General features: G+C 44.9%; 12 protein-coding genes and 1 tRNA gene. 9 read left to right on the top strand and 4 right to left on the bottom strand.

Going from position 1 to position 13075, the window contains the following annotated elements; genetic code table 11:
* Positions 1-222: 222 nt before the first annotated feature.
* The 4 genes from M3193_RS10765 to M3193_RS10750 all read left to right on the top strand — a co-directional run bounded on the left by M3193_RS10765 (position 223) and on the right by M3193_RS10750 (position 5431).
* A complete protein-coding gene (locus tag M3193_RS10765; RefSeq protein WP_251627483.1) occupies positions 223-1890 on the top strand; it encodes an ABC1 kinase family protein in 1668 nt (555 codons plus the stop codon).
* A gap of 77 nt (positions 1891-1967) precedes the next feature.
* Positions 1968-3506, top strand: a complete 1539-nt coding sequence (locus M3193_RS10760) for an APC family permease (protein ID WP_251627481.1) — start codon at positions 1968-1970, stop codon at positions 3504-3506.
* A 116-nt stretch (positions 3507-3622) separates the two neighbouring features.
* Positions 3623-3694: transfer RNA gene (locus M3193_RS10755), tRNA-Asn, on the top strand.
* A 129-nt stretch (positions 3695-3823) separates the two neighbouring features.
* A complete protein-coding gene (locus M3193_RS10750) occupies positions 3824-5431 on the top strand; it encodes a ribonuclease J (RefSeq protein ID WP_251628264.1) in 1608 nt (535 codons plus the stop codon).
* A gap of 37 nt (positions 5432-5468) precedes the next feature.
* Here M3193_RS10750 and M3193_RS10745 read toward each other — a convergent pair whose 3' ends face one another.
* Positions 5469-6002 (bottom strand): GNAT family N-acetyltransferase, encoded by a 534-nt coding sequence (locus M3193_RS10745; protein WP_251627479.1) that lies wholly within the window; start codon positions 6000-6002, stop codon positions 5469-5471.
* A gap of 184 nt (positions 6003-6186) precedes the next feature.
* Positions 6187-7071, bottom strand: a complete 885-nt coding sequence (locus M3193_RS10740) for a LysR family transcriptional regulator (RefSeq protein ID WP_251627477.1) — start codon at positions 7069-7071, stop codon at positions 6187-6189.
* A gap of 112 nt (positions 7072-7183) precedes the next feature.
* Here M3193_RS10740 and M3193_RS10735 point away from each other — a divergent pair, with 112 nt between their 5' ends.
* The 3 genes from M3193_RS10735 to M3193_RS10725 all read left to right on the top strand — a co-directional run bounded on the left by M3193_RS10735 (position 7184) and on the right by M3193_RS10725 (position 10236).
* Positions 7184-8377 (top strand): coenzyme F420-0:L-glutamate ligase, encoded by a 1194-nt coding sequence (locus tag M3193_RS10735; protein WP_251627475.1) that lies wholly within the window; start codon positions 7184-7186, stop codon positions 8375-8377.
* A 367-nt stretch (positions 8378-8744) separates the two neighbouring features.
* Positions 8745-9236: a sigma-70 family RNA polymerase sigma factor gene (locus M3193_RS10730; RefSeq protein WP_251627473.1), complete on the top strand. Its 492-nt coding sequence runs from the start codon at positions 8745-8747 to the stop codon at positions 9234-9236.
* Positions 9211-10236: a DUF4179 domain-containing protein gene (locus tag M3193_RS10725; protein WP_251627471.1), complete on the top strand. Its 1026-nt coding sequence runs from the start codon at positions 9211-9213 to the stop codon at positions 10234-10236. The genes M3193_RS10730 and M3193_RS10725 overlap by 26 nt, the downstream gene beginning before the upstream one ends.
* A 294-nt stretch (positions 10237-10530) precedes the next feature.
* Here the strand turns inward: M3193_RS10725 and M3193_RS10720 are convergent, their stop codons facing one another.
* Complete coding sequence (locus M3193_RS10720) at positions 10531-11241, bottom strand: GNAT family N-acetyltransferase (protein WP_251627469.1); 711 nt, start codon at positions 11239-11241, stop codon at positions 10531-10533.
* Between the two features lie 153 nt (positions 11242-11394).
* Here M3193_RS10720 and M3193_RS10715 point away from each other — a divergent pair, with 153 nt between their 5' ends.
* Positions 11395-11973 carry a hypothetical protein gene (locus M3193_RS10715; RefSeq protein ID WP_251627467.1) on the top strand — a complete coding sequence of 193 codons (579 nt, stop codon included), beginning with the start codon at positions 11395-11397 and terminating at the stop codon, positions 11971-11973.
* Positions 11974-12009: 36 nt separating this feature from the next.
* On the opposite strand, the gene M3193_RS10710 is transcribed toward M3193_RS10715, so the two are convergent.
* Positions 12010-12312, bottom strand: a complete 303-nt coding sequence (locus tag M3193_RS10710) for a DUF378 domain-containing protein (protein ID WP_251627464.1) — start codon at positions 12310-12312, stop codon at positions 12010-12012.
* A 163-nt stretch (positions 12313-12475) separates the two neighbouring features.
* Between M3193_RS10710 and M3193_RS10705 the strand changes: the two genes are divergently transcribed.
* A complete protein-coding gene (locus tag M3193_RS10705; protein ID WP_251627462.1) occupies positions 12476-12964 on the top strand; it encodes a DUF1648 domain-containing protein in 489 nt (162 codons plus the stop codon).
* The last annotated feature ends 111 nt before the right edge of the window (positions 12965-13075 follow it).

Raw genomic sequence — 13075 nt, 5'->3', positions numbered from 1 at the left:
TATTTTGATAGCCTTCTATCAATAGCTCCTTTACACTCTTCATTCGGCTCATCATTGATCGGTTGTTGGCATAACCGCATGACACCGCAGAAGCAATCCTCAACTTTATGTAAAGCAACGCCCTCCCCGCCTTCTCTATCATCTGCTTTCTTGATGGCTAACATTAATCGTAAAAGGGTATATGGATACGTAAACTGCTGCGATAGATTTGGAGGAATTGACATGTTGAAGATACGCATACGGCATACAAAACGATTTCAAGAGATTACGAATGTTTTTCTGCGCAATGGGTTCAGCCACTTTCTGTTCCGATTAGGGCTAACCGATCGCAGTTCGTCAAACGACGATGGCGGAAATGAAATGAATATGCATGATGCCGGGGTCAAGCTTCGTCATGCCTTGCAGGAATTGGGACCGACTTTCATCAAACTTGGGCAGATTGCGAGTTCACGGCGGGATTTAGTTCCTCTTGAAATCGCTTCGGAGCTAGAAAAACTGCAAGACCATGTGACAGCTGTTCCATTTGATCAAATCCGGGAAATAGTTGAGCTTGAACTCGAAGAGCCCCTTGAACACCTATTCAAGACATTCGATGAAAAGCCATTAGCTGCCGCCTCTATCGGGCAAGTCCATATCGCACACTTGCCAAGTGGAGAAAAAGTGGCTGTCAAAGTTCAGCGACCTGACATCAGACCCACCATGGAGACGGACCTTGCCATCTTAAGCGATCTGGCCCGCTTTTTAGAAGACAATACAGATTGGGCCGAAACGTATCACCTCCGCGAGATGGTCATCGAATTTTCCAAATCATTGCAAGATGAACTGGATTACCGGGTCGAAGGACGCAATAGCGAGCGCATCGCGAAACAATTCGAGGAAAATCCAAGCGTCTTTATTCCAAAAGTCTATTGGGATTTTTCGACGGACAAGGTACTAACGATGGAAATGGTCCACGGCGTCAAAGCGAATGATTTGGAAACGATGGATGCAGGCGGATATGACCGGAAGTTGATAGCGCGACGGATCGTCGATTCGATGTTCCATCAAATTTTGGATGAAGGTTTTTTCCACGGCGACCCGCACCCAGGCAATATTTACATCCTCCCTGAACACGTCGTTTCTTATTTGGATTTCGGGATGATCGGAAGGCTTGATAAGGAGCTGAAATACCATTTCGCCTCGCTTATCCTCAATTTGCGCGAAGGAGACACAGAAGGAATGATCGAAGTGTTTTCCGATATGGGCATTCTGTCTGAAGACACGGATATGCGGGCATTTACGAGGGACGTGGATGATCTACAAACAAGGTATTATGATGTTTCATTAAATGATGTGAGCCTCGGGGCAATCTTCATCGAACTGTTTCAAGTCGCCTATCGACACCATATAATCATCCCTTCTGAAATTTCGATATTAGGAAAGGCTATTCTTACACTCGAAGGGCTCATTGCAAAGCTGGATCCTGAGCTGAGCATCATGGAAGCGGTCGAGCCTTTTGGAGAGAAATTGATGCGGGAACGTTATCATCCGAAGAACCTACTGGAGAATTCGTGGAAAGACTTTGTTGAAAATATCGAAATCCTAACGAATCTGCCCAAAGACTTGAAAGCAATTACGACGACAATCCGGAAAGGGAAGCTTCAACTCGACATTAATATTCAGCAACTGCAAGCATTTCTGCATCGGCTGGACCGGATCAGCAATCGACTTTCATTCAGCATCATCCTGCTCTCTTTCAGCATTCTCATGGTCGGTTTGATCATCGGCTCCGCAATTGCCGGCCAGACGAACGTGCTATGGCAGTTCCCGATTATCGAAGCTGGTTCCATAATTGCCACTCTCATGTTCCTATTCATGATCTACTCCATCTTCCGTTCGGGAAGGTTGTAGGTTTCCAAGTAGTGATGCGGTTTCATTATTTTGGAAAAGGGAAATGGAACTCTACTAATCCGTTAGGGGGCATGATTATGGAAACTTCAGAACTATCTAATCGCAGGAGAAAGTTGAAAAAGACATTGAAGCCGTCTTGGGTGTTTGCCATTGCACTTGGCTCATCGGTCGGTTGGGGGGCATTCATCCTACCCGGCGATTGGATCAGAGAGTCCGGCCCGCTCGGTGCGATGATCGGCCTTTTCATAGGCGCCTTGCTTATGATGGTAATCGCTTCAAGCTACGGTGTCATGATTAAGAAATTCCCCGTGTCAGGCGGAGGATTCACATATGCATTCATTGCTGCAGGAAAGGTATGGGCTTTCATATGCGGCTGGTTCCTGTCGCTCGGCTATCTTTCAATTGTCGCGTTAAATGCATCCGCCTTTACTTTATTACTAAAGTTTCTCGCCCCTGATTTCATGAACCGATATTATCTTTACTCAGTCGCCGGTTGGGACGTCTACGCGCCAGAAATCATCATCGCATCGGCACTAATCCTATTATTTGCGTTCATTAACACAACAGGTACAAGCCTATCGGGAAGAATTCAATTTTATTTCAGTCTTATACTGATCGGCGGTGTAGTCATCCTAGGCTTATTCACCTTAGGAGTGGCAGACCAGCCCTTCCAGAACTTAAAGCCTTACTTCAGCGGGAAGCAATCCATACTCACTTCCATTCTTGTGATTGTGGCAATCGCGCCATGGGCCTATGTAGGATTTGATAACGTTCCGCAAGCAGCGGAGGAATTCAACTTCTCCCCTCGGAAGGCAACAATGCTCATTGTGGCATCCCTATTCACTTCGGCATTGATCTACGCCATCATGATTGGGTTGACTGCCTGGACATTCCCGGATTTATCGGCCATCGGGCAAGGAAATCTCTGGTTGACCGGGGATATCGTTGTTTCCGCTCTTGGAGCAGGTGGATTAATTGTCATGGCAATAGCTATTATCATGGGGATTTTCACTGGGCTCAACGGTTTTTATATGTCCGCAAGCCGTCTGCTATTTTCAATGGCGCGCGCCCGTGCTTTGCCGAATGTATTCCGCACGATTACGAAGGAAAAACAAACACCGATATGGGGAATCTGGTTTGTAGCGCTCATCACGCTGCCAATGCCCTGGTTCGGTCGGCAGGCGTTGTCATGGATTGTAGATATGTCATCGACAGGCGTATCCGTTGCTTATCTATTCACATGTCTGGCTGCATATAAAGTAGTAGCGTGGAAGCAAGAAGATGCCGGCAGGGAAATTGCACCCGTAAAAAAGGCCTTGGCTCTAATCGGCATTATGGCAAGTTCCGCTTTCCTCGCTCTCCTTCTGATTCCTGTTTCCCCTGCAGCATTGTCCATGCCTTCCTATATTTTGCTGCTCGCATGGACGGTTATCGGTGGTGTCTTCTATGCTTCCATGCGAAAACGTTATAACAGTTTGTCACAGGAAGAAACAGAGTTGTACGTACTAGGAAAAACCATCGCTTCTGAAGTGATGGATGCCCAAGAATCCTCTCTCCCGGATACAAAGAAACCTTCCATTGGTATGGACGGATTGCCTGCAAAGCAAATTACTTGAATAAGCAATTCACCTCCATTGTCACATGGAGGTGGTTTATTATCACGCGATTTTTTAATTTCCCATGAATAATCAATCCGCATCCTGCACAATATAGGATTACTTGATATTATCCTTCCGAAATAGCTCAGCGGTGGAGCAATCGGCTGTTAACCGATAGGCCGTAGGTTCGAATCCTACTTTCGGAGTAAAGGCTGTCTCTGTCGTAACGACAAGGCAGCCCTTTTTCATTTTGAATACCAGTGTGGGAGGACATCGATGTGGACACAAAATTAGCGGTTTTTGCTTTAGGCGGCATCAATGAAATCGGAAAAAATATGTATGTTATTCAATATGCAGACGATATCGTTGTCATCGATTGTGGTTCGAAATTTCCGGATGAGAATTTACTGGGCGTTGATTTGATCATTCAGGACATTAGCTATTTGAAGGAACACCAGGAAAACGTGCGGGCACTTATTGTCACGCATGGGCATGAGGATCATATCGGAGGCATTCCGTATTTCCTGAAACAAATGAACGTCCCTGTCTTTGCGACGCGGCTGACACTCGGACTGATCGAGTTGAGATTAAAAGAGCATGGACTTCTGCGGGACACGAAGCTCGCTTTAATTGACGGGGATTCCACTATCGATCTCGGTACAATGACGGCCTCCTTCTTCAGAACAAATCACAGCATACCTGATTGTCTTGGCATCGCATTTGAAACGCCTGAAGGAACAGTCGTACACACGGGTGATTTCAAATTTGACCTGACGCCAGTGAATGATGAGTATGCGGATCTTCATAAGATGGCCGAACTCGGGAAAAAGGGTGTCCTGCTTTTATTATCAGAGAGCACGAATGCAGAACGTCCTGGCTTTTCGCAATCCGAACGGGTTGTCGGCAAACACATCGTAGACGCATTCCGGGAAGCCGACCAAAAGATTTTCATCTCGACATTCGCTTCGAATGTCCATCGTGTACAGCAAATTATTGAAGCTGCACAGATGACGAACCGGAAGATCGCTCTGCTTGGCAGAAGCATGGTCAATGTCGTATCGGTCGCCGCAGATCTTGGTTATTTGAAAGTGCCTGATGGGATGTTGATTGAACCGCAGGAAGTCGATCAGATGAATCCCGAAAACGTAGTGATCATCTGTACAGGCAGCCAAGGCGAACCGATGGCTGCACTTTCACGCCTCTCCAGCAATAACTTCCGCCAAGTATCAGTACTGCCGGGAGATACCGTCATTTTTGCATCCAGCCCGATTCCTGGGAATGAAAAAAGCGTGTCACGCATCATCGATAACCTTTACCGTCTAGGGGCTAACGTCGTATATGGATCCGGCGGCACAACCGGCATGCATGTTTCCGGACATGCTTACCGAGAAGAGTTAAAGCTGATGCTGTCGTTAATGAAGCCAACCTATTTCATCCCGATCCACGGTGAATATCGAATGTTGCAGCTCCATCGGGAAATGGCGGAGTCGGTCGGTGTGGATAGTGAAAATATTTTCATTCTGAATAACGGCGATGTAGTGGATATCCAAAATGGAATCGCACGCCAAACGGGAAATGTAGAAGCGGGGAATGTCTTTGTGGACGGTCTAGGCATCGGGGATGTCGGAAGGGTCGTCTTGCGCGATCGGAAACTGCTTTCCGAAGAAGGGATGCTTATCATCATCGTTTCCATGAGCAAAGCGGATGGTCGAATCATATCGGATCCGGACACGATCTCACGCGGCTTCGTCTATGAACGCGACGCAAATGAGCTTTACAAAGAAGTAAACCAGTTAGTTATTTCAACAATTAAAGATGCAAAACCATCTACTCGATACCGGCAAAATGACTTGAAACATGCCATTCGGAAGGCGGTCGAGAAGCTGCTCTACACCCGGACAAGAAGAAAACCGATGATTCTTCCATTTATCATCGAAATCTGAGAACGAAAGCGGAGGACATCGCTTGTCCTCCGCTTTTTTAATCCACTTTCACCAATCCAAACACATAATGATCAACGAATTTATCATACAGCCACTCCGCCTGTTGCAAACGGCCTTCCTGCTTGAATCCCAGTCGCTTCGGAATCGCTGCGCTTTTCACATTTTCAGTCGCCGTACGGATTTCAATCCGGTTCAGCTCTAATTCATTGAAGCAATAGTCGACAACTGCCTGGCAAGCTTTCGTCATCAAGCCTTTCCCTTCGAAGCCGGACCCTAGCCAATAGCCTATCGATGTTGATTTGTTAGACCAATTAATGCCGTGCAAGCCGATCACACCAGCGAGCTCCCCATTGTACCAAACGCCCGCCTGGAAGCCATCATTTCTGCTGAACTGCAACAAAGTTCCACCGATGAAGTTCTTCGAATCCGCAACTGTTCTTGTGAAATCTAGCCAAGGGAGCCATTCGCGAAGACTTTCCCTTGATTGATCGGTCAATTGAAATAGCTGCTCGGCATGTCTAACTTCCAATAAACGCAGCTCGATGTTTTCATCAATTTTAAAAACAAACATTGTATTGATCCCCCTTTATTTAAATCACCGTGCCAGAAACGCATAAAATATGATAAGCGCGCATAAATCCAATTATATACGCATAAATCTGTCCAAACACGCATATATGGAAATAAAGGCTCATAACTCTTGCAAATAGCGCATAAACGAACATAATGACGCATAAATGGCCACTACTGCCATTTCATTCCCCTACCAACAGTTCCCAAAATCTCGTCGATGCCGGTGACAGCGGCACGCTTTTCAAGGAACAAACGCCGATGCTTCGATGCGGGATCTGTTCGGTCAGTTGGACTTCATGAAGTGCTCCGCTTTCCAAATAGTCTTTTGTAAACTCTCTTGTGACACAAGCAATCCCCATATTCATTCTGGCGAACTCTACAACGAGATCATGGGAGCCCAACTCGAATTCGGGTGAAATCCTCACACCTTTTGCTAAAAAATGCTCTTCAACATATTTCCTCGAATTCGAACTTGGCTCAAGAAAAATGAGCGGCAGTTTGGCAAGTTCCTGAAAACCGACCGGCCGGGCGAGCAGCTTCCTGTATTTATCTCCATAGACGAACGTATCGTGGATGTCCATGGTAGGCATCACGTTCAAGGTTGGGTCTGCGACTGGCAAATTACAGACCACGATATCGACTTCCCCCGATTTCAGGAATGCAATAAGCTCATCCGTCGTTCCATTCTCGATTTTCAATTTGATATTCGGGTAACGAGCACGGAAGGCTTCCAGCTGAGGCAGAAGAAAGTACTTCGAAATCGTGTCTCCAACGCCGATCCGCAGTTCACCGGTCGTCAGATTTTTAAACTCGGCAATCTTTTCTTCCCCGATTCCGATTAAATTGATGGCCGAATTAACATACTCCAAAAGAAGGCTTCCTTCATTCGTCAGCGTGACTCCTTTAGGCGTCCGGTTGAAAAGCCGTGTGTCAAGCTCACGTTCCAGCTGCATAATCGATTGACTAATGGCTGGCTGGGTCATGAAGAGTTCCTTTGCGGCGCCTGAAAAGCTTTCGTTTCTCCCAACAACACTAAAAATACGATACAAATCTAATTTACTTACCATATAACCATCCCTTATACCCATCATTAGAACTATTAATTTTACTTATACCATTATCCGGTAGTATAGTACAAGTAGATCGTCAGTTAAGTTATACCGATAAGGAGCGATAACATTGGAAAGAGTAGTTGGAACGGTTGTTAGAGGTCTTCGTTGCCCGATCATTAATAAAGGGGACAATATAGAAGAAATCGTCGTGGATAGTGTATTGAAAGCGGCGGAAGTCGAAGGATTTGCCATCAATGACAGAGATATCGTCACAATTACGGAATCCATCGTAGCTCGCGCTCAAGACAATTACGCGACAGTCGATCATATCTCAAGAGACGTTGCTTCTAAGTTCGGCGACAGCACAATCGGCGTCATTTTCCCGATTCTAAGCCGCAACCGGTTTGCAATCTGTCTCCGCGGAATCGCGAAAGGTGCTGCGAAGAAAATCGTTTTGATGCTCAGCTATCCATCCGATGAAGTCGGCAATCACCTTGTCGATATTGACACGCTCGACGAAAAAGGCGTGAACCCTTGGACGGACGTGTTGAATGAACGAGAATTCCGCAATCATTTCGGATACAAAAAACATACATTTACTGGTATCGATTACATCGAGTATTATAAATCAATCGTTGAAGAATACGGCATTGAATGTGAAGTCATCTTCTCTAACAACGCGAAGACGATTCTTGATTACACAAAAGACGTGCTCACTTGCGATATCCATACACGCGAGAGAACAAAACGCATCTTGAAAGCAAATGGCGGCGAAAAGATCTATAGCCTTGATAATATCCTTGCTGAATCGGTCGATGGCAGCGGGTTTAACGAAGCATACGGACTGCTCGGCTCCAATAAGGCGACGGAAGACAGCGTAAAACTGTTCCCGCGCAATTGCCAGCCGGTCGTCGACACAATCCAAGCTTCATTAAAGGAAAAGACCGGGAAAACGGTTGAAGTCATGGTGTATGGCGATGGCGCTTTCAAAGACCCGGTCGGCAAAATCTGGGAGCTCGCAGATCCTGTCGTGTCACCTGCCTACACAGAAGGCCTCGCAGGTACACCGAACGAAATCAAATTGAAATATCTTGCAGACAACAACTTCGCTGACCTCCGAGGCGAAGAATTGAAAAAAGCGATCAATGAATTCATTGAGAACAAAGAAGAGGATCTCGTCGGTTCCATGGAATCCCAAGGGACAACTCCGCGGAAACTGACTGATCTCATCGGATCACTGTCCGACCTGACTTCAGGCAGCGGGGATAAAGGTACTCCGATCGTGTTCATTCAAGGATATTTTGATAACTATACGAAGTAAGATTTTGCCCTTGGTCATTGAGACTGAGGGCTTTTTCATGCGTTTTAAAGTTTCAGGTACGTTGGCCGGCGGGGCTTTCTGGATATCGGTCACTTTTAAATAGTTATCGGTCACTTCTCGAAAGTTATCGGTCAATCCTGTTAAGTTATCGTTATTTCAGGACTTGTGGATCACCATTTTTCTTGTTTTTATTCGCCAGTAATGGCAAGCCCTGCATAAATTAACTTCACTCTTCTTCCAATAACTACGCCAATTAATAAACTTGAAACGTTTCATCCATCCCGTTCACCTAATCTATAGAAGGTGGTGATTCCATGCCGAAAAATGAAAGACTTGTTAAGCAAGCAATCAAAGGTGATCAGAACGCTTGCAGCTGCTTCTGAAAGAAGAGAAAGAAAAGCTTTATAAAATGGCATTCATTTACATGAAAAATGAACATGATGCATTGGAAGTATTTCAGCAAACCGTATTGGAAGTCATTGAATCCATACACCAACTAAGGAATCCGGCATATTTCAGCACGTGGCTAACACGGATTTGCATCAATGTATCGTTGAAGGAGATTCGTAAAAACAAAAAGATTGTTCCAATGGAGAGCTATTCAATTCCTGACGTTGTTGAGATCAGCGGCACCATTGAAGAAAGAATGGATTTGACCAATGTCCTTTATGAATTGGATGAAAAGTACAGCTCCGTTCTCGTTTTGCGCTTTTATCATGATTTAACGGTCATTCAGATTGCGGATATTCTTGGATGTCCTGAGGGCACTGTCAAAACGAACTTACATAGGGGTCTCGCCCTATTGAAAACAAAATTGAAGGGGGTTTATATGGATGAAAGACGAAACGAAAATTATTGAAGACACAATGGATTCCATTCCTGTACCTAGTGAGAAGCTGGATTCGATCATTGAGAATTCATTTAAATCGAATGCCCCATCCCGTAAAAGGACTGGCAAAAAGCTTGCTGGATATGTACTTGCAGCCACATTGGCAATTAGCATTTTAGGCGGGACGATACTGTTGAATCCAGCGATGGCGAATATGATAAGCCAACTGCCGGTCATCGGGAATGTATTCGACTATTTCGGTTCAACGAGTAAACCCGCATATAAGGAGTTCGGACAGCTTGCGACTGACGTCGGCAGGACTGCGGAAGATAAAGGCGTTTTAATCAATATCGACCAAGGAGTCTTCGATGGGACGACAATCACTTTGGCAGTGACGGTACAAACGACTAAAAATTATGGCTCAACCTTATTTTTTAACGGCTGGCCTTCCGTTGAGGGCGAGTCCGCTGGAAATGCCGGTGCCTCCTTTGAGAAGGTGAAGGGATTAGGTTACGCAGGCATTATAACCATCACTCCCCAGTTTTTTGATACACCCGATGAGGTGGATATTAACTGGGTGCCAGAAATGCTATTTGGCGATAAAAAAGAGGTGAAAGGCGACTGGAAGTTAAACTTCTCCTTGCCTTTGATCGAACCCGAAGTGCTGACTTTGAATAAGCAAGTCGAAAAAGATGGTGTAGCTATCTTATTCAAGGAAGTGAGAAAGACACCATTAACCTTCAATATTTACTATCAACAATTGGTCGACCCTGCATTGCTCGAGGATGACTGGACGGCTGTCGAGGCGGAGCTGAAAGCGACAGATGATCTGGGGAATGAATACGAAGTTCCTTATAACGGCGGGTTTACCGATGGTGGCGCCAGGACTCGGGAGGATTTGCAATGGAGCGCGACCATCCATAACATTGATCCGCTGGCGACTAAACTTATATTTCACCCGTTTGCGACTGTGAGCACGCCTGATGGTGCGAAGAAAATCTATTTTGAAGACATCGAAGTAGAGTTATAATTATTAGTCCAACTGTCGGTCGTCTAACAATGACCGACAGTTTTTTATCAATTATTTCCCGTGGCATATCGTCTAGGAGTTAAATATTTTAGTTTTAGTATGCCGTATATTAGACCTATATCAAATCTTCGTAACCACTTTGCAGACATATCCAAATTAGTCCATGAAACTGGAGAGCCTTTTTTTCTAACCAAAATGGGCACGGCAACATGGCCGTCATGAGTATCGAAGCTTATGAACAAAATGAGCGCTAGCAATTAAACGAGAACTCCATCTGCCTAGCGTGTGCACGTTTTATCTATCTATCCGGTATATCCCTTTCCTGTCCCTTAACACACAGCCGTTGTGCTTAAAAATACCAACCATATGATAATTTGCTTCATCGGTGCTACCAACGTATGTCGTCGCACCAATCTCCCTCAGCACGTTTAGCGAAATCCGGTGAAACAAAGTGCCATACCCTTTCCCTCTCCATTCAGGTACAACTCCGAAATAAAACAGACGCCCCTCATCGACAGTTCCTTGCTCGATAATGGGGATGCTTATTCCAACTGGCTCACCTGATTTCCGGAAGATGAAGCAAGATGCCCTCCATTCAGGTCCGAATTCATTTTCAAGGGATTCCATCACCTGCTCGATTGTGAACAGGTTATTTTTATTTGCAGAACCGCTGCGGCATGACTCATACAGCTGCGCAAAATCCGAATCTGCCATGCCTCCAGCTGCTAACATCTCCGTTGTAATTTGAGGCTCTTCCGCAAAACTTTCCTCTAATGCCCGGGTATATTCAACAATCGTTGAGATCTTGCGGAAACCCAGCTCCAACAACCATTCCTCATATTCGGCATCCATTAAAAGGGATAAATACTCAACCTTCTTTTCTCGCCACTCGCCGAGTAAACTTCTAAAATCTTCTATATACTCCTGCTTGGATACACCGTCCAATTTCACTTGATCAACAAGCCAATACTCGTGTTCCTTCTCAATCCGGTTAAATAAATTCATTCGTTCATTCTCCTTCTGTCTCACTAGCCTATAAGAAGGTTCGCCAGAGCACATACAGATTCCTGCTCGTCAGGCAAAGATTCAACTCGCCCTCCTTTGGGTAGGTTGAGTAGAGGCGGTAAAATAATTTTTGATTGAAGAGAAGGGGCTGCTATGTTTGGACTTTCAGATTTAGTTTCGTTGATCATCTCTGTCTTCATCATCCTACCAGTCGTCACGTTCATAAGGGAAGCCGGATATTTCATCATAAGTGCCATTTTCGGCGTCAAGAATCCAAGGCTGACGATCGGATCGGGACCGCGTTTTAAAAAGATCGGCATCTTCGACATTCGAAGATATTATCACTTATATAGTTGGTTTTCTTTTGATTCCTTAAAAAGGGATAACAAGTTCGCATATATTTGCATTTACGCCGGGCCAATCCTCATTAATCTTGCGGTGGCTTTTGCCATCAATACATTGTTGGCGAATGGTTTCTTGGCAGATTTTCGGACCTTTTGGGAACGCTTCATATTTTATGTGTTCTACTATGTGCTGTTAGATACTGTGCCGATGTTCACCGTGAACGGAAAACCGAACAACGGAATGATCTTATACGAACTGATACGTTATGGGAAACGTACTGATTACAACAACGAGCCTATCATTCCCGCCACTACGGACGTGGAGGAAGAAGTTCAGGAACAAATGGAAAAAATCGAGGAGGTTGCTGAGGAAGATAAAGAAGAGTGACAGCTGCCCACTTTCGCGGGTTCGCTGTCACTCTTGTTATTGTTCGTCTTTATCAGATAACTTCCGTTCCTTCGTGAAATCCGGTTCTTCTCCGAACTCCGTATAGGCCGGGGCGGAAGTGCGGCTACGAGTCTCAACGATTTCCTCGTCCGGTTTGAATAAAAGACCCAAACAAATCAATCCGCCAATTGCTACAAGGGCATAAACCACCCTTGACATAAATGCATCCTGCCCGCCAAATAACGAAGCAACCAAGTCAAATTGGAAAAAAGCGATTAGTCCCCAATTTAATGCTCCTATAATAACCAATGCCAATGCAATACGTCGAAGCGCTCCCATACATTATTCCTCCTCTATAAACAATTATCATTATCTTTTGCTAAACGAGGATTTTCATACATGCCGAACAACGCCAAAAATAACCAATAGGGTCCGAACCGATGAAACTTTCGAGAATGACGAATGACTATACGTAAATGAAGGCATAAAAGGAGTGTGTAACATGAACAATAAACCTGTCTTGGACATTCCGAAAACGTTTTTCGAAAAACTGTTGGACGCTCTAACGACAATTGTCTATTTAGCTGTCCTCATTTATACAATTGTCATTTGGAGCCAGCTTCCTGATCAAGTGCCTGCCCACTATAATAGTGCGGGAGAAATAAATCGGTGGGGATCGAAATGGGAACTCATCCTGCTGCCCATCATTGCCGCCATCTTAGCTGTTTTCATGACATTTTTGGAGAGGCATCCCGAATGGCATAATTATATGAAGTTAAACGAGAACAATATTGAGTTCCAATACAAAAATTCACGGCTGCTGATGAATGTACTGAAAAATGAATGTGTCCTGCTTTTCATATTTCTCACTTACAGCACCGAGCAAGTTGCTCTGGGAAAAATAGACTCACTCGGCATGGCCTTTTTGCCTATCTTCCTTGTTATCATTTTCGGATCGATGGCTTTCTTCATCGTCCGTTCATTAAAATAAAATTTGCCATTCTATAGTTTTTTAGCAAAGGGTTATCGGTCTTTTAATGAAATATACGTAGTAATTCGTGGCTCCGCCAAGCATAATACTTTGTTTTTTTTATTACTTTTT

It is taken from the genome of Sporosarcina luteola, assembly GCF_023715585.1.
Lineage (GTDB): Bacteria > Bacillota > Bacilli > Bacillales_A > Planococcaceae > Sporosarcina > Sporosarcina luteola_D.
The sequence above is the reverse complement of the archived record's forward strand: the minus strand, read 5'-3'. Positions and strand labels throughout refer to the sequence as shown.

What these genes read in the sequence shown, in the direction of transcription:
- M3193_RS10745 (WP_251627479.1), bottom strand. Translation starts at nt 6,002, where the DNA reads ATGTTTGTTTTTAAAATTGATGAAAACATCGAGCTGCGTTTATTGGAA.
- M3193_RS10765 (WP_251627483.1), top strand. Translation starts at nt 223, where the DNA reads ATGTTGAAGATACGCATACGGCATACAAAACGATTTCAAGAGATTACG.
- M3193_RS10705 (WP_251627462.1), top strand. Translation starts at nt 12,476, where the DNA reads ATGAACAATAAACCTGTCTTGGACATTCCGAAAACGTTTTTCGAAAAA.
- M3193_RS10715 (WP_251627467.1), top strand. Translation starts at nt 11,395, where the DNA reads ATGTTTGGACTTTCAGATTTAGTTTCGTTGATCATCTCTGTCTTCATC.
- M3193_RS10740 (WP_251627477.1), bottom strand. Translation starts at nt 7,071, where the DNA reads ATGGTAAGTAAATTAGATTTGTATCGTATTTTTAGTGTTGTTGGGAGA.
- M3193_RS10710 (WP_251627464.1), bottom strand. Translation starts at nt 12,312, where the DNA reads ATGGGAGCGCTTCGACGTATTGCATTGGCATTGGTTATTATAGGAGCA.
- M3193_RS10720 (WP_251627469.1), bottom strand. Translation starts at nt 11,241, where the DNA reads ATGAATTTATTTAACCGGATTGAGAAGGAACACGAGTATTGGCTTGTT.
- M3193_RS10750 (WP_251628264.1), top strand. Translation starts at nt 3,824, where the DNA reads ATGTATGTTATTCAATATGCAGACGATATCGTTGTCATCGATTGTGGT.
- M3193_RS10760 (WP_251627481.1), top strand. Translation starts at nt 1,968, where the DNA reads ATGGAAACTTCAGAACTATCTAATCGCAGGAGAAAGTTGAAAAAGACA.
- M3193_RS10725 (WP_251627471.1), top strand. Translation starts at nt 9,211, where the DNA reads ATGAAAGACGAAACGAAAATTATTGAAGACACAATGGATTCCATTCCT.